The organism is Pigmentiphaga sp. NML030171, from assembly GCF_002188635.1.
Classification (GTDB): domain Bacteria; phylum Pseudomonadota; class Gammaproteobacteria; order Burkholderiales; family Burkholderiaceae_B; genus Pigmentiphaga; species Pigmentiphaga daeguensis.
The window spans coordinates 154971-169808 of sequence record NZ_NINX01000025.1 but is presented as its reverse complement, the minus strand read 5'-3'; the positions used below and the strand labels follow the sequence as shown (position 1 = coordinate 169808).

The 14838-nt window shown below is 66.5% G+C and carries 19 protein-coding genes; 18 read left to right on the top strand and 1 reads right to left on the bottom strand.

Annotation, left to right across the window (positions count from 1 at the left end; all coding sequences use genetic code 11):
• The 13 genes from CDO46_RS28810 to CDO46_RS08650 all read left to right on the top strand — a co-directional run.
• The coding region (locus tag CDO46_RS28810; protein ID WP_140416839.1) for a transposase domain-containing protein at nt 1–92 on the top strand (92 nt) is incomplete at its 5' end.
• A 16-nt stretch (nt 93–108) separates the two neighbouring features.
• Entirely contained in the window at nt 109–312 is a 204-nt protein-coding gene (locus tag CDO46_RS08705; protein ID WP_217896298.1) for a phenol hydroxylase subunit, read from the top strand.
• Between the two features lie 34 nt (nt 313–346).
• Entirely contained in the window at nt 347–1345 is a 999-nt protein-coding gene (locus CDO46_RS08700; protein WP_087838144.1) for an aromatic/alkene monooxygenase hydroxylase subunit beta, read from the top strand.
• Nucleotides 1346–1374: 29 nt separating this feature from the next.
• Nucleotides 1375–1647 carry an MmoB/DmpM family protein gene (locus CDO46_RS08695; RefSeq protein ID WP_087838143.1) on the top strand — a complete coding sequence of 91 codons (273 nt, stop codon included), beginning with the start codon at nt 1375–1377 and terminating at the stop codon, nt 1645–1647.
• Between the two features lie 44 nt (nt 1648–1691).
• Nucleotides 1692–3224 carry an aromatic/alkene/methane monooxygenase hydroxylase/oxygenase subunit alpha gene (locus tag CDO46_RS08690; protein WP_087838142.1) on the top strand — a complete coding sequence of 511 codons (1533 nt, stop codon included), beginning with the start codon at nt 1692–1694 and terminating at the stop codon, nt 3222–3224.
• Nucleotides 3225–3358: 134 nt separating this feature from the next.
• Nucleotides 3359–3721 (top strand): phenol hydroxylase subunit P4, encoded by a 363-nt coding sequence (locus CDO46_RS08685; RefSeq protein ID WP_087838141.1) that lies wholly within the window; start codon nt 3359–3361, stop codon nt 3719–3721.
• Between the two features lie 17 nt (nt 3722–3738).
• Nucleotides 3739–4806, top strand: a complete 1068-nt coding sequence (locus tag CDO46_RS08680) for an NADH:ubiquinone reductase (Na(+)-transporting) subunit F (RefSeq protein ID WP_087838140.1) — start codon at nt 3739–3741, stop codon at nt 4804–4806.
• Between the two features lie 5 nt (nt 4807–4811).
• Nucleotides 4812–5177 carry a 2Fe-2S iron-sulfur cluster-binding protein gene (locus tag CDO46_RS08675; protein WP_087838139.1) on the top strand — a complete coding sequence of 122 codons (366 nt, stop codon included), beginning with the start codon at nt 4812–4814 and terminating at the stop codon, nt 5175–5177.
• An 8-nt stretch (nt 5178–5185) separates the two neighbouring features.
• On the top strand, nt 5186–6268 hold the full coding sequence (locus CDO46_RS08670) for a porin (RefSeq protein WP_087838138.1): 1083 nt from the start codon (nt 5186–5188) through the stop codon (nt 6266–6268).
• Nucleotides 6269–6301: 33 nt separating this feature from the next.
• Nucleotides 6302–7246 carry a catechol 2,3-dioxygenase gene (locus CDO46_RS08665; protein ID WP_087838137.1) on the top strand — a complete coding sequence of 315 codons (945 nt, stop codon included), beginning with the start codon at nt 6302–6304 and terminating at the stop codon, nt 7244–7246.
• Nucleotides 7247–7259: 13 nt separating this feature from the next.
• Nucleotides 7260–7697, top strand: coding sequence for a heme-binding protein (locus tag CDO46_RS08660; RefSeq protein WP_087838136.1), 438 nt, complete (start codon nt 7260–7262; stop codon nt 7695–7697).
• Between the two features lie 176 nt (nt 7698–7873).
• Nucleotides 7874–8194, top strand: coding sequence for a YciI family protein (locus CDO46_RS08655; RefSeq protein ID WP_087838135.1), 321 nt, complete (start codon nt 7874–7876; stop codon nt 8192–8194).
• Entirely contained in the window at nt 8191–9156 is a 966-nt protein-coding gene (locus CDO46_RS08650; RefSeq protein ID WP_087838134.1) for a tripartite tricarboxylate transporter substrate binding protein, read from the top strand. Before CDO46_RS08655 ends, CDO46_RS08650 begins: the two co-directional genes overlap by 4 nt.
• 63 nt (nt 9157–9219) lie before the next feature.
• Here CDO46_RS08650 and CDO46_RS08645 read toward each other — a convergent pair whose 3' ends face one another.
• Nucleotides 9220–9486, bottom strand: coding sequence for an accessory factor UbiK family protein (locus CDO46_RS08645; RefSeq protein WP_087838133.1), 267 nt, complete (start codon nt 9484–9486; stop codon nt 9220–9222).
• A 281-nt stretch (nt 9487–9767) separates the two neighbouring features.
• Between CDO46_RS08645 and CDO46_RS08640 the strand changes: the two genes are divergently transcribed.
• The 5 genes from CDO46_RS08640 to CDO46_RS08620 all read left to right on the top strand — a co-directional run bounded on the left by CDO46_RS08640 (nt 9768) and on the right by CDO46_RS08620 (nt 14681).
• On the top strand, nt 9768–10490 hold the full coding sequence (locus CDO46_RS08640) for a TorF family putative porin (RefSeq protein ID WP_087838132.1): 723 nt from the start codon (nt 9768–9770) through the stop codon (nt 10488–10490).
• 61 nt (nt 10491–10551) lie between these two features.
• Nucleotides 10552–10890: a P-II family nitrogen regulator gene (gene glnK, locus CDO46_RS08635; RefSeq protein ID WP_087838131.1), complete on the top strand. Its 339-nt coding sequence runs from the start codon at nt 10552–10554 to the stop codon at nt 10888–10890.
• 120 nt (nt 10891–11010) lie between these two features.
• On the top strand, nt 11011–12243 hold the full coding sequence (amt, locus tag CDO46_RS08630; RefSeq protein WP_087838159.1) for an ammonium transporter: 1233 nt from the start codon (nt 11011–11013) through the stop codon (nt 12241–12243).
• Between the two features lie 344 nt (nt 12244–12587).
• Nucleotides 12588–13370 carry a GntR family transcriptional regulator gene (locus CDO46_RS08625; protein WP_087838130.1) on the top strand — a complete coding sequence of 261 codons (783 nt, stop codon included), beginning with the start codon at nt 12588–12590 and terminating at the stop codon, nt 13368–13370.
• 135 nt (nt 13371–13505) lie between these two features.
• Nucleotides 13506–14681, top strand: a complete 1176-nt coding sequence (locus tag CDO46_RS08620; RefSeq protein WP_087838129.1) for an ABC transporter substrate-binding protein — start codon at nt 13506–13508, stop codon at nt 14679–14681.
• Nucleotides 14682–14838: the final 157 nt, after the last annotated feature.

Here is a 14838-nt window from a genome sequence, read left to right as displayed (position 1 = left end):
CCTACTTGAAGGACGTGCTCACGCGGCTGACAACGCAGAGGAACAATCGGATCGCCGAACTGCTGCCACATCGGTGGACACCGGCCACCTGATTGCCGTCGTCAAGGCGTGATTACCGGCCGCTTACGCTACGTCGAGTTCGAGTTCTCGATAGGTGATCCGGAGCTGGCCGTGGAGCTGGTGCTGGCGTTTCCCCAATTCCAGGAGTTCTGCCGCCGCAACCGCGTGCGGATGGTGGGCGCGGAGGAAGCGGCCCGCCTGGACCTGGAGCGCATGAAGTGGCGCTATGGCTCGCCCGGCTTGGCCGAGTAGCGCCTTCCCTTTTCCCTTCCGACGAGAACCAGCCATGCAAGTCGATATCAAGACTTCCGACATCCGTCCGATTCGCCAGACGTTTTCCCACATTGCGCGCCGCTTCGGCGCGGACAAGCCGGCGTCGCGCTATCAGGAGGCGACCTATGACCTGCAGCCGGAGGTGAATTTCCATTACCGGCCGTTGTGGGAGCCGGGGTTCGAGCTGTACGACACGCGCCGCACAGCGGTGGTGATGCGGGACTGGTACGCGTTCAAGGATCCGCGTCATTACTACTACGGCACGTACACGCAGGCCCGCGCGCGGCAGCAGGAGGCGCAGGAGAGCGCGCTGGAGTTCGTGGACAAGCGCGGCCTGCTGCGCGAGGCGCCGGGTGAGGTGCGGCAGCGTATCGAGGAACTGGTGCTGCCGCTGCGTCACTACGAGTGGGGCGCGAATATGAACAACTGTTATGTGACGGCCTATGGCTATGGGGCGGCGATCACGCAGGCGGCGCAGTACCAGAGCATGGACCGGCTGGGGCTGGCGCAGTACCTGAGCCGCATCGGGCTGCTGCTGGACGGCAATCAGGGGGCGTCGCTGGCGCGGGCGAAGCAGCATTGGCTGGGTTCGCCGGGGTGGCAGGGGCTGCGGCGCGAGGTGGAGAACCTGTTCGTGACGAAGGACTGGTTCGAGGTGTTCGTGGCGCAGGACTTCGCGCTGGACGGGCTGGTGTATCCGCTGGTGTTCCAGGCGCTGGAGCGGGAGTTGTCGGCGGCCACGGGCAATGGTTTCGGGATGAGCGTGGAGTTCATGCGCGACTGGCATGGCGAGAACCTGCGCTGGGTGGATGCCTGCCTGAAGACGGCGGCCGAGGAATCGCCGGCGAACGCGGCGTTGTTGTCGGGCTGGGTGAAGGACTGGCTTGCGCGCGGCAAGGAGGCGTTGGCGCCGTGGACCGCCGTTGCCTTCGGCGATCGCGCCGCCGCGCAATTGGACGAGGCGGTGTCGGCGCTGCGCCAGCGCGCCGCGAAGTGCCAGATTGCCGTCTGACCCGAGTCTCTATCAAGCAAGGAACCGCCATGTCTCAAAACGTATTCATCGCCTTCCAGGCCAATGACGATACCCGCAGCATCATCGACGCGATCCTGGAGGACAACCCGCACGCGCAGCGCCAGGACTTCCCCGCGATGGTGAAGATCGACGCGCCGGATTCGCTGGTGGTCCGGCGCGCCTCGGTGGAGGAGCGCCTGGGCCGCGACTGGGATCTGCAGGAGCTGCACGTGAACCTGGTCTCGCTGTCGGGAAACATCGACGAGACGGATGACGAGTTCACGCTGGCCTGGCATCGCTAAGCCCCCAAACGCCATTCCCCATCAAGCAAGAAACGGAGACGCATATGACCACATCGACGCCCGCGCGCAAGCTGGGCCTGAAGGAGCGCTACGCGCTGTTGACCCGCGACCTGGGCTGGGAAACCAGCTACCAGCCGATGGACAAGGTGTTCCCCTACGACAAGTTCGAGGGCATCAAGGTGCACGATTGGGACAAGTGGGAGGACCCCTTTCGCCTGACGATGGACGCGTACTGGAAGTTCCAGGGCGAGAAGGAGCGCAAGCTCTACGCCATCATCGATGCCTTCGCGCAGAACAACGGCCAGTTCAACGTGACCGACGCGCGCTACATCAACGCCATCAAGCTGTTCCTGCAAGGGGTGAGCCCGCTGGAGTACGCGGCGCACCGGGGCTATGCGATGGCGGGGCGTAATTTCCGCGGGGTGGGGGCGCGCATCGCGTGCCAGATGCAGTCGATCGACGAGTTGCGGCATTCGCAGACGCAGATCCACACGATCAGCCACTACAACAAGTATTTCAACGGCTTGCACGACTTCAAGCACATGCATGACCGGGTCTGGTACCTGTCGGTGCCGAAGTCGTATTTCGACGACGCGATGTCGGCGGGGCCGTTCGAGTTCGTGACGGCGATCTCGTTCTCGTTCGAGTACGTGCTGACGAATCTCTTGTTCATGCCGTTCATGAGCGGCGCGGCGTTCAACGGCGACATGGCCACGGTCACGTTCGGCTTCTCGGCGCAGAGCGACGAGTCGCGCCACATGACGCTGGGGCTGGAGATCGTGAAGTTCCTGCTGGAACAGGATCCGGACAACCTGCCCATCGTGCAGAAGTGGATAGACAAGTGGTTCTGGCGCGGCTACCGGCTCTTGACGCTGGTGGCGATGATGATGGACTACATGCTGCCCAAGCGCGTGATGTCGTGGTCGGAAGCGTGGGAGATCTATTTCGAGAAGAACGGCGGCGCGCTGTTCCAGGATCTGGCCCGCTACGGCATCCGCATGCCCAAGTATCACGAGCAGGCGCGCAAGGAGAAGGATCACATCTCGCACCAGGCCTGGGGCATTTTCTACAACTACACGCATGCGGCGGCGATCCACACGTGGATCCCGCGGCCGGACGAGATGGCCTGGCTGTCGGAGAAGTACCCGGCCAGCTTCGATCGCCTGTATCGCCCGCGCCTGGAGTACTGGGACCGGCAGGCGCAGGAAGGCAAGCGCTTCTACAACAACGCGCTGCCCATGCTGTGCCAGATCTGCCAGATTCCCATGGCCTTTACCGAGCCGGACGATCCGACGCGCATCTGCATGCGCGAGACCACCTATCACGGCATGAAGTACCACTTCTGCTCGGACGGCTGCAAGGACGTGTTCGAGGGCGAGCCCGAGAAGTACGTGCAGGCGTGGCTGCCGGTGCACCAGATCTTCCAGGGCAACTGCGGCGGCGCCACGGTGCCCGAGGTGCTGGAGTGGTACCACCTGAAGGCGGGCGAGGACAACGGCGACTTCGACACCTCGGCCGACCGGCGCAACTGGGACCGCTGGACCGGTGGCGAGGCGCCCGGACAGCGAGTCGCGTAACGACCCATCCGCTGCATCAACTCATATGTATCCCATCCAGGGCACCGCGGATCCGGCTCTGCCGGTCCGCCAGTGCCGCCCCCTCGAGGGGGCGCGCGACGCGCGTACGGGGTGGGCCAACCTTGGAGACGAACATGCCTGTCATCGCGCTCGAGCCCGGCTACGCCGGCCCCGTCCAGGATACCGAGGACAAGTTCGGCGGCAACCGGCTGCTGTACATCAACTGGGACGGCCACATGATGTTCTGCTCGCCGGTGTGCCTGCCGGTGCCGCCGGACATGCCTTTCGCCGCGCTGGTGGACGAGGTTCTGCCCGGCATCTACGGCGCTCATCCCGATTTCGCCCGCATCGACTGGTCGGCGGCGCAGTGGAAGCACGGCGGCCAGCCGTGGCGGCCGGATCGGGCCAAGAGCCTGGCCGACAACGGCCTGGTGCACAAGTCCGCCATACGCCTGCGCACGCCGGGGCTGGAAGGCATAGGCGGCAGCCATTCGTAGGATCGTAGGAGCAGCACATGAGTTACCAACTCACCATCGAACCGCTGGGCCAGACCATCGACATCGAGCCCGGGCAGACCGTGCTGGACGCCTGCCTGCGCAGCGGCATCTGGCTGCCGCATGCCTGCGGGCACGGCCTGTGCGGCACTTGCAAGGTGCACGTGCAGGAGGGGGAGGTGGACCACGGCGCGGCCAGCAGTTTCGCGCTGATGGATTTCGAGCGGGACGAAGGGCATTGCCTGGCCTGCTGCGCCATGCCTGAGGCCGACCTGATGATCGAGGCCGATATCGACGAGGAACCCGACGCGCAGTACCTGCCGCTGGAGGACTACGTGGGCGAGGTGGTGGCGCTGCGCGACCTGACGCCCACCATCAAGGGCGTGTGGCTGCGCACCGACCGGCCGGTGCGCTTCCAGGCCGGGCAGTACGCCAACCTTGCGGTGCCCGGCGTGGAGGGCCGGCGCGCGTTTTCGCTGGCCAACGCGCCGGGCGACAACGTGGTGGAGCTGCACGTGCGCAAGGTCGAGGGCGGCGCGGCCACGGGCTACATCCACGAGCACCTGCGCGAGGGCGAGTGCCTGCCGCTGTCGGCGCCGTTCGGGCGCTTCTACGTGCGCAAGTCGGCGCAGGTGCCGATGATCTTCCTGGCCGGCGGCTCCGGGCTGTCCAGTCCCAAGTCCATGATCGCCGAACTGCTGGCCGAGGGTTGCCGGCAGCCCATCACGCTGGTGCACGGCGCGCGCCATGCGGGCGAGCTGTATTGCTCGGACTGGTTCCAGGAACTGGCCGTGCGGCATCCCAATTTCCGCTACGTGCCGGCGCTGTCCGAGGCGCACGACGGGGAAGGGCGGTGCGAGACGGGCTTCGTGCACGAGGTGCTGGCGCGGCTGTACGCGGGCCAGGACGGGCGCGCGGATTTTCGCGGCCACAAGGCCTACCTGTGCGGCCCGCCGCCCATGATCGAGGCCTGCATCGCGACGCTGATGCAGGGCCGGCTGTTCGAGCGCGATATCCACGTCGAGAAATTCCTGACGGCGGCGCAGGCGCAGGAAGGCCGCCGCAGTCCGCTGTTCAAGGCGATCTGACACCCATGGACGCCGACACCCACGAGGTCCACATCCTGGATACCGGCGAGCGCTACCGCTGCGCGCCGTCGCAGACCTTGCTGGCCGGCATGGAGGCCCTGGGCCGCAAGGGCATTCCGGTGGGCTGCCGCGGCGGCGGCTGCGGGGTCTGCAAGAGCCGCGTCGTGCGCGGCGCCTACCTGGCCTTGAAGATGAGCCGCGGCTGCGTCAGCGCCGAGGAAGAGGCGGCGGGCGTGGTGCTGGCTTGCCGCGCCATGCCGCGCGGCGACGTCGAGCTCCAGGCGCTGGACCGGATGCGCCGCTGCGTGACCCGGCACGTTTCCCGGGACGCCCTGGAGGAGGGGCGTCCCATTTCAACCTCCGACGAGTGACCATAACGATGAAAACCGCGAGACTCCTGCTTCCGCTGGCACTGGCCAGCGCCACCCCGGCGATGGCGCAGACCACGACCACGCTGTACGGCATCATCGATGCCGGCGTGAACTACCTGTCCAACCAGGGCGGCCATGGCACCTGGTCCATGGACACGGGGCTGTTGTCGCCCAACCTGTTCGGCCTGCGCGGCAGCGAGGCGCTGGGCAACGACCTGAAGGCGGTGTTCACGCTGGAAGGCCAGTTCGCGGCCGACAACGGCGCCAGCGTGGGGCCGCTGTTCGGCCGCCAGGCCTACGTGGGCCTGAGTTCCACGTCCTGGGGCACGCTGACCCTGGGCAAGCAGTACGACTTCAGCTTCGACATGCTGGGGCCGGGCCGCTACGGGCCGTCCTTCCCGATGATCGGCCTGTACAACCTGCGCTTGGGACCCTTCGGCGGATTGGGCGTGCCCGGCATGCCGGGCGGGGCCATGGACTTCGACGGCGTGGCCGGCGCCAAGCGGGTCGACAACTCGGTCAAGTTCACCAGCGCCAACTACGGCGGCCTGACCTTCGGCGCACTGTACGGCTTCGGCGAACAGCCGGGCAGCATGGGGCAGGGCCGCACCTACAGCGCCGGCGCATCCTACGCACGCGGCCCGTTCGCGTTGACGGCCGCCATCACCGACGCCCGCAACGCGGCCATCAACAACGGCAACGACGGCATCCGCACCTGGGGCCTGGGCGGCCGCTACCAGCTCGGCGCCGCCGTGCTGAACGCGCTGTACACCAACACGCGCAATACCTTTACCGGCGGCTCGGTACAGGTGGCGCAGGTCGGCACGACCCTGCCGGTGGCGGCCAGCACCACGCTGCTGCTGGATTACCAGTACCAGTGGGCCAACGCCACGCTGAACAAGGTGCACGCCCACCAGGCCAGCGCCACGCTGGGCTACGCGCTGTCCAAGCGCACCGATGCCTACGCGGCCCTGGTCTACCAGCGCGCCGGCGGCGCGCCCGGCGCCACCGCCTGGATCGCCGGCCTGAACGGCCCCTCGGACGGCAAGACCCAGACCCTGGTGCGGCTCGGCATGCGCCACATATTCTGAACCCACCCCTGTGCACACACCAAGGAGACTCACATGGCAATTACCGGAGTGCTGCGGCCCGGGCACGTCTGCATACGCGTGCTCGAACTCGAGCCGGCGGTACGGCATTACGTGGACACCATCGGCCTGACCGAAATCATGCGCGATAAGGCCGCCGACGGCAGCCCGCGCGTGTTCCTGAAAGGCTGGGACGAATCGGACCATCACAGCGTGGTGCTGCGCGAGGCCGACGAATCCGGCATGGACTACATGGGATGGAAGGTGGACTCGGAAGCGACGCTAGAGAAATTGTCGGCCGACGTGGAGGCCAGCGGGCTGGCCACCGACATGCATTGGATCGCGGCCGGCGAACATCCCGAGACCGGCAAGCGCTTCCGCTTCACCGTGCCCACCGGACACATCATGGAGCTGTACGCCTACCGCAAGGCCACCGGCTGCGCGACGGGTTCGCTGAACCCCGATCCGTGGCCGGACGACATGCACGGCATGGGTGCGCGGCGCTTCGACCACTGCCTGCTGTATGGCGACGACCTGGCCAATACCTACAAGCTGTTCACCGAGGTGCTGGGCTTCGGGCTGAGCGAGGCCGTGGTGGCGGGGCCGGGGGAACAGATGATCGGCGCCTTCCTGAGCTGCGCCAACAAGGCGCATGACGTGGCCTTCATCCAGCAGCCGGTCAAGAACAAGCTGCACCACGTGTCCTTCCTGCTGGACAACTGGGGCGAGGTGCTGAAGGCGGCGGACATCATCTCCAAGCGTCGCGTGTCGCTGGACATCGGGCCGACGCGGCACGGCATCACGCGCGGCGAGACGGTGTACTTCTTCGACCCCAGCGGCAACCGCAACGAGGTGTTCGCGGGCGGCTACACCTGGTATCCGGACAAGCCGGTGATCAAGTGGACGGACGACCAGCTCGGCACGGGCATCTTCTATCACGACCGCAAGCTGAACGAGAAATTCCTGAGCGTATTCACCTGAAGCGGGAGCCGGCATGGAAGACTGGACGCGCATCACGCGCGCGCTGACCCTCGAGGCCGTGCGCACGGCGCTGGACGCCGCGGTGCGGAAAGCCTCGGCACAAGGCATCCGCATCAACGTGGCCGTGGTGGACGCCAGTGGCGTGCCGCTGGGTTTCCTGCGCATGCCGGGGGCGTTCCTGCATTCGGCCGACATCGCGGTCGACAAGGCCTACACGGCGGCCGGTTTCCGGCTGCCCACCGGGGCCTGGAACGACGTCCTGAAGGGGCTTTCCCCGGCGGTGCGCCAGGGCCTGCCGGCCCGGCCCCGGTTCGCGGGCTTCGGCGGCGGTTTTCCGTTGATCGCCGAAGGCGAACTGGTGGGCGGCATAGGGGTGTCGGGCGGAAGCGAGGAACAGGACGAGGCCTGTGCGCGGGCGGCATGCGTAGTATTGGGTATGGCGCCGGACTGAGTTGCCCACGGGCGGATGCGGGTTTGCCCGATCGCCTTTGGTCCATATAACGGACCAAAGGCGATTAATTTTTTTCATGGTCCGAATAACATTCCTGCCTGGTTCATCACGAACGTTCCGTTTTTCGGACTGTGCCCGCTCATGTCCCGTATCCCTTGCCTTGCGGCCCGGCTGCCATGACCGGCCGCGCGCTCTACCTGATGTACGCCGAGGACGTCGACCACAGCGAGGCGCTGCGCGCGCCCCTGCGCGACGCGCACATCCGCCGCCGCAGTGAACTGGCCGCCCAGGGCCGCGTGGTCGTATCGGGTCCCTTGTGGGACTCGGACGCCGGCCAGGGCGACTACTGCGGCAGCCTGCTGGTGGCCGCCTTCGATTCGATGGACGAGGCCCAGGCCTGGGCCGATGCGGACCCGTACGCGCAGGCCGGCGTCTATCGCCGCATGGTCGTGCGCCGCGTCAACACGCACTTCCTGGGCCAGGAGTCCTCTTCATGATCACGCGCCGCGCCTTCGGCCTCGCCTCGCTGGCCACGCTGGGCCTGCCCGCGCTGGCGGCCTTTCCCGACAAGCCTGTCCGCATTCTGGTGGGCTTCGCCGCGGGCGGCCCGGCGGACACGTGCGCGCGGCTGGTCGCGCGCCTGCTGGGCGACAGCCTGGGCCAGCAGGTGGTGGTGGAGAACCGCCCCGGCGCCGGCGGCGCGCTGGCGACCCGGGCGGTGAAGAGCGCGCCGGCCGACGGCCATACGCTGTTGCTGTGCGCCTTCGCCGACGTGCTCAATCCCATCATCGATCCGGCCGAGGCCAACTACAACCTGGTGAACGACTTCGCGCCCATCACGCGCATCACGGGCGTGGGCAACGTGCTGGTCGTGCACCCCTCGCTGCCGGCCAGGACGGTGCCCGAACTGGTGGCGTACGCGCGCGCGCGGCCGGGTCAACTGAATTACGGTTCGGCGGGCATCGGTTCGGCCAGCCACCTGGCGGGCGAGCTGTTCGGCGGGCTGGCGGGAATCAAGGTGACGCACGTGCCCTACAAGGGCACGGCGCAGGCGCAGGTGGACATGCAGACGGGCACGCTGGCCTTCATGTTCGACAGCCTGATCAGCGCGCTGCCCAATATCCAGGCGGGCAAGCTGCGTGCGCTGGCGGTCACCACGGCGGTGCGCTCGCCGGGCGCGCCCGAGGTGCCGACGATGGTGGAGGCGGGGGTGCCGGAGTATGACCTGACGTCGTGGTTCGGCCTGGCCGCGCCCAAGGGCACGCCGGCGCCGGTGGTGGAACGGCTGGCCGGCGCGGTGCGGCAGGCGATCAAGCGCGACGAGGCGGTCGAGGCCCTGCTGCGGCTGGGCGGGCAGCCCGACGACATGGACGGAGCGGCTTTCGATCGCTACCTGCGCAGCGAGGATGCCCGGTGGAAGAAGCTGTTCGCGGCGGGCACGGTGCGCGTCGACAAATAAGAAAAGAAGAGGCCCGCGTTTCGCCGCGGACCTCGCTCATGCCCGCCGGAGCGGGCATGATGCTCACTCCTGCGGAGCCTTCCCCTCCAGCGCGATCACCCGCGCCTCCAACGCCTGCACCTGCGCTTCCAGCGCGTCCACCTTGGCCCGCGTGCGCGCCAGCAATTCGGTCTGGATGTCGAATTCCTCGCGGGTGATCAGGTCCAGCCTGGTGAAGGTCTGGCCCAGGAATCCCTTGACGTTGCGCTCGATGTCGGCCGCCGGGCTGCGGGCGATCAGGTCGGAGATGTTCTTCTGCAGGTCTTCGAACCAGTCGGTGCGATTGATCATGATGTCTGTCCTTTGAGTCGGCTGCCGGCCTCCAGTTTAGTCCCGCCCGGCCGTGCGCGCGCGCCACGACATGGTGCGGGCCTCGGCCCGCGCACCCCGCCGCGCACCAAGTTGGGTCGCAGCGGGAGCGACAGTGGTGCGTTTCATGGGGAAAGCAAGCTGGCACGGGAAATGCTCAGTAACAACCAACCGGGGTCCGCCTGACCGCGAAACCCCGTGACCACGCCAGTTGCGCCACCCACGCACTGGAGCCTGGCTGACAACCCGCCCTGGAACGACCCATGAAAAAACCTCTGCTTGCGACCGCCCTGGCCTTGTGCGCCACCTCGACCGCCTTCGCCGCCGATCCGGAGCCCGACTTTACCTTCACCGGCAATGCCGGCCTGTTCAGCGACTACCGTTTCCGCGGCTTCAGCCAGACCAACCTGAAGCCTGCCATGCAGGGCGGCTTCGACTTCGCCCACAAGTCGGGCTTCTATCTGGGCAACTGGAACTCCAACGTCGCCAGCGAGCTGTTCAGCGGCGGCAACCTGGAGATGGATTTCTACGGCGGCTACAAGTTCAAGTACGAGGATTTCGCCTTCGACGTGGGCGGCCTCTATTACTACTACCCCGGTTCCAAGCTGAACGGCAGCACGATCGACAACTTCGAGCTGTACGGCGCGGTGGGCTGGGGCCCGTTCACGCTGAAGTACTCGCACGGCATGACCGATTTCTTCGGCGCGCCGAACAGCAAGAACAACTACTACCTGGACCTGGGCGCCGCCTTCGACCTGGGCGACGGCTGGGGCGCGAACGCCCACATCGGCTACCAGAAGCTGAAGAACGACGCGACCGGCCTGGATCACTACGTCGACTACAAGGCGGGCGTGACCAAGGACCTGAACGGCTGGATCCTGGGCCTGTCGCTGGTCACCACCAGCAAGAAGGATTGGGTCATCACCAACAAGGGCAAGAACGCCGGCCGCTTCGGCGCGGTGCTTGGCCTGAGCAAGGCGTTCTGATCACGGGGCGGCCGCCGGGCCGCGCCGGTCAATTTCGATTCATCACCATGTGGGGTTCGTCATGAAACTCATCACTGCAATCATCAAGCCCTTCAAGCTTGACGAGGTACGCGAAGCCCTCTCCGGCATCGGGGTCCAGGGCATCACCGTTACCGAGATCAAGGGATTCGGCCGCCAGAAGGGCCATACCGAGCTGTATCGCGGCGCCGAATATGTCGTCGACTTCCTGCCCAAGGTCAAGATCGAGATCGCCCTGGCGGACGATCTGGTGGACCGCGCCATCGAGGCCATCGAGACCTCGGCCCGCACCGGCAAGATCGGCGACGGCAAGATCTTCGTGTTTCCGCTGGAACAGGTCATTCGGATTCGTACCGGGGAAACCGGCAAGGACGCCCTCTGATAGGACGATTCAAAAATGAAAACAACGCATGCTTCATCGATGAAAGCCCTTGGGGCGGGACTGGCACTGGCGATGGCACTGTTCGCCGCGCCGGCGCTGGCGGAGGATGCCGCCCCCACGCTGGTCGGGGCCGATCTGGCCTGGCTCAGCACGTCCACCATCCTGGTGCTGCTGATGGTGGTGCCGGGCCTGGCGCTGTTCTACGGCGGCCTGGTGCGCAGCAAGAACATGTTGTCGGTCCTGATGCAGGTGCTGGTCACGTTCTCGCTGATCGTCGTGCTGTGGTTCATCTACGGCTATTCGCTGGCCTTCACCGAGGGCAATGCCTTCTTCGGCGGGCTTGACCGCCTGTTCCTGAAGGGCCTGTTCGATGCCGACACCGGGACCTTCCCGCTGTCGGGCACCGTGCCGGAACTCAGCTTCGCGGCCTTCCAGGCGACGTTCGCCGGCATCACCTGCGCGCTGATCGTGGGCGCCTTCGCCGAACGCGCGCGTTTCTCGGCCATCCTGCTGTTCATGGTGCTGTGGTTCACCTTCGCCTACATCCCCATCGCGCACATGGTGTGGTTCGGCGGCGAGGTCAAGGGCTTCCTGTTCGAGCGCGGCGCGCTGGACTTCGCGGGCGGCACGGTGGTGCACATCAACGCCGGCGTGGCGGGCCTGATCGGCGCCTACGTGATCGGCAAGCGTATCGGCTTCGGCAAGGAAGCCCTGTCGCCGCACAACCTGCCCATGACGATGATCGGCGCCTCGCTGCTGTGGGTGGGCTGGTTCGGCTTCAACGCGGGTTCGGCGCTGGCGGCCAACAACATCGCCTCGCTGGCCTTCATGAACACGCTGATCGCCACGGCCGCGGCGGTGCTGGCCTGGGTCTTCACGGAATGGGCGGTCCGGGGCCATCCCTCGATGCTGGGCGGCGCGTCCGGCGCGGTGGCGGGCCTGGTGGGCGTGACCCCGGCGGCCGGCGTGGTCGGCCCGGTGGGCGCGCTGGTGATCGGCCTGGCCGCGGGCGTGATCTGCGTCTGGGGCGTGACCGGCCTGAAGCGCATGCTGAAGGTGGACGACTCGCTGGACGTGTTCGGCGTGCACGGCGTGGGCGGCATCGTCGGCGCCCTGCTGACCGGCATCTTCAACGCGAAGGTGCTGGGCGGCCCGGGCGTGGACGGCATGACCATCCTGGGCCAGCTGTGGGTGCAGGTCGAGGCTGTGGTGATCACCATCGTCTGGACCACCATCGTCGCGCTGATCGCCTACAAGATCGCCGACGCGCTGCTGGGGCTGCGCGTGACCGAAGAGGAAGAGCGCGAGGGCCTGGACATCACGACGCACGGGGAAAGCGCGTATCACTCGTAGCTCCCCCTACGCGCTGACGCGCGCCTCCCAGGGGGCGATGCGAGCGGACCGGCAAAGCCGGATCCGCCGCATCCTGGCAACTTCGGGAGTGGGTTCACAGAAGCGGCGTCCAGAATCGGGCGCCGCTTTTTTTTGCGGGGTTGTATACGGGACTTGGCGTTTTCCCTAGGCAGGGTACAAAGTTCTTGTTATTGGCCGGGAACTCTGTATACAGTCTGTATCCAGTAAAGCGGTAAAGAGCTGTAACGGAGACATGACCTACCCCCGCCGTAGTCCGGGCGCCGCCGGCGCCTCGCCCGTCCGGGCATCCTGTCCGCCATCGTCCATTCCGATGGGGGGCGCGCATGGCTGAGAAGGCTGGCGCGGTTGCCCGTGCCGAGGGCAAGGCCAAGTCGGGCGGCGCGCAGACGACCGCGGCCGAACTGGGGCTGCGGGAACTGATCCTGTCGGGCGAGCTGACCCCCGGGGCGCGGCTGTCCGAGCCCAGCGTGGCCGAGCGCCTGGGCATTTCGCGCACGCCCATCCGCGCCGCGATGGCCAGGCTGGAAGACGAAGGCCTGCTGGAAGTGATTCCTTCGGGCGGCTATGCGGTCAAGGCCTTCACCGAATCCGAGATCCGCGATTCCATTGAGGTGCGCGGCACCCTGGAAGGGCTGGCCGCGCGCATGGCCGCCGAACGCGGCGTGTCGGCCGCCGACCTGGATGCGATGCGCGACTGCCTGACCGAGATCGACCGCATCCTGACCGGCCGCGACAAGGGCGTCGCCGACCTGTCCAGCTACATCGAGCTGAATCGCCGCTTCCACCAGATGCTGCACTACCTGCCGGGCAGCTCGGTGCTCGAACGCCAGATCGCGCGCGCGACGAACCTGCCGTTCGCCTCGCCCAACGGTTTCCTGCAGGCCCAGGCGGACGACGAGGAAGCCTGGCTGAGCCTGATCGTGGCGCAGGACCAGCACTGGATGGTGCTGGCCGCCATCGAGAACCGCGAAGGCGCACGCGCCGAAGCCATCATGCGCGAACACGCGCGCATCGCCTTCCGCAACATGCAATCGGTGCTGCGCAACCAGGACATGTTCTCGCAGATCCCAGGAGCCCGCCTGATACGCAGACGCATACCGCGATAACGTTTCGCGCTTGCGGATTACCCGCAAGCGTCACTTTTCCCGTTTACAAGCTGATACGCTATGCCGCGCTTTTCAGCGGCCCCTGGCTTCTGATTTCCCACGTTGTCCCATCTGGTGAGTTAGCAAGGAGACACCATGAACAACAAACGCAATCTGCTCAAGATCGCAGCCGCGCTGATGCTGGCCGGCACGGCCGCCGTGCCCGCCTACGCGCAGGACGTGGTCAAGGTCGGCCTGATCCTGCCGATGACGGGTCCGTTCGCGTCCACCGGCCGGCAGATCGAAGCGGCCGTCCGCCTGTACATGGCCGAACACGGCACCACCGTGGCGGGCAAGAAGATCGAGCTGATCATCAAGGACGACGCCAACGTCGCCGACACCACCAAGCGCCTGGCGCAGGAACTGGTGATCAATGACCGCGTCGCCGTGCTGGCCGGCTTCGGCCTGACGCCGCTGGCCCTGTCGACCACGCCCATCGCGACCCAGGCCAAGATTCCCATGGTGGTGATGGCCGCCGCGACCGCGATGATCACCGAACAGTCGCCCTATGTCGTGCGTTCCGGCTTCACGCTGCCGCAGGCCACGCTGGGCATCGCCCAGTGGGCGCCGAAGAACGGCATCAAGAAGGTCGTGACCCTGGTCGCCGACTACGGTCCTGGCATCGATGCCCAGAACTCGTTCAAGAAGGTCTTCACCGCCAACGGCGGCGAAGTGCTGCAAGAACTGCGCGTGCCGGTGAACAACCCCGACTTCGCGCCCTTCCTGCAGCGCGTGAGCGATGCCAAGCCCGACGCCGTGTTCGTGTTCGTGCCCTCGGGCATGGGCTCGGTGGTCATGAAGCAGTTCGCCGAGCGCGGCCTGGACAAGGCCGGCATCAAGATGATCGGCACCGGCGACGTGGTCGACGACGATCTGTTGAACGACATGGGCAACGTGGCGCTGGGCGTGGTGACGTCCATGCACTATTCCGCCGCGCTGGACAACCCGGCCAACAAGGCCTACGTGGCCGGCATCGCCAAGGCCAACAAGGGCATGCGTCCGAACTTCCACAGCGTGGGCGGCTATGACGGCATGCACCTGATCTACAAGGCCCTGGAAGCCACCAAGGGCGACACCAACGGCGACAAGCTGCTGGCCGCCATGAAGGGCCAGAAGTGGGACAGCCCGCGCGGTCCGGTCATGCTGGATCCGCAGACGCGCGAGATGGTGCAGAACGTCTACATCACCAAGGTGGAACGCGTGAACGGCGGTCTCTATAACGTGCCTTTCGACAAGATCGAAGCCGTCAAAGATCCAGCAAAGATTAAGTAACCCCCCCTACGCGCTTCGCGCGCCCCCCCAGGGGGGGCGGCACTGGCGGACCGGCGGAGCCGGATCCGCTGTGCCCTGGGGTACTACCGGGCTGGCCGGGGGTGGCGTTCTGTAGTGACGTCATGCGGGTCTTGGGTGTTGCCGTGTCTTGAGCGCG

Bases quoted from the DNA above. Each gene is read 5' to 3' on its own strand.
- CDO46_RS08670 (WP_087838138.1), top strand. From the start codon at position 5,186: ATGAAAACCGCGAGACTCCTGCTTCCGCTGGCACTGGCCAGCGCCACC.
- CDO46_RS08690 (WP_087838142.1), top strand. From the start codon at position 1,692: ATGACCACATCGACGCCCGCGCGCAAGCTGGGCCTGAAGGAGCGCTAC.
- CDO46_RS08685 (WP_087838141.1), top strand. From the start codon at position 3,359: ATGCCTGTCATCGCGCTCGAGCCCGGCTACGCCGGCCCCGTCCAGGAT.
- CDO46_RS08665 (WP_087838137.1), top strand. From the start codon at position 6,302: ATGGCAATTACCGGAGTGCTGCGGCCCGGGCACGTCTGCATACGCGTG.
- CDO46_RS08700 (WP_087838144.1), top strand. From the start codon at position 347: ATGCAAGTCGATATCAAGACTTCCGACATCCGTCCGATTCGCCAGACG.
- CDO46_RS08680 (WP_087838140.1), top strand. From the start codon at position 3,739: ATGAGTTACCAACTCACCATCGAACCGCTGGGCCAGACCATCGACATC.
- CDO46_RS08660 (WP_087838136.1), top strand. From the start codon at position 7,260: ATGGAAGACTGGACGCGCATCACGCGCGCGCTGACCCTCGAGGCCGTG.
- CDO46_RS08675 (WP_087838139.1), top strand. From the start codon at position 4,812: ATGGACGCCGACACCCACGAGGTCCACATCCTGGATACCGGCGAGCGC.
- CDO46_RS08640 (WP_087838132.1), top strand. From the start codon at position 9,768: ATGAAAAAACCTCTGCTTGCGACCGCCCTGGCCTTGTGCGCCACCTCG.
- CDO46_RS08620 (WP_087838129.1), top strand. From the start codon at position 13,506: ATGAACAACAAACGCAATCTGCTCAAGATCGCAGCCGCGCTGATGCTG.
- CDO46_RS08650 (WP_087838134.1), top strand. From the start codon at position 8,191: ATGATCACGCGCCGCGCCTTCGGCCTCGCCTCGCTGGCCACGCTGGGC.
- glnK (WP_087838131.1), top strand. From the start codon at position 10,552: ATGAAACTCATCACTGCAATCATCAAGCCCTTCAAGCTTGACGAGGTA.
- CDO46_RS08625 (WP_087838130.1), top strand. From the start codon at position 12,588: ATGGCTGAGAAGGCTGGCGCGGTTGCCCGTGCCGAGGGCAAGGCCAAG.
- CDO46_RS08645 (WP_087838133.1), bottom strand. From the start codon at position 9,486: ATGATCAATCGCACCGACTGGTTCGAAGACCTGCAGAAGAACATCTCC.
- CDO46_RS08695 (WP_087838143.1), top strand. From the start codon at position 1,375: ATGTCTCAAAACGTATTCATCGCCTTCCAGGCCAATGACGATACCCGC.
- CDO46_RS08655 (WP_087838135.1), top strand. From the start codon at position 7,874: ATGACCGGCCGCGCGCTCTACCTGATGTACGCCGAGGACGTCGACCAC.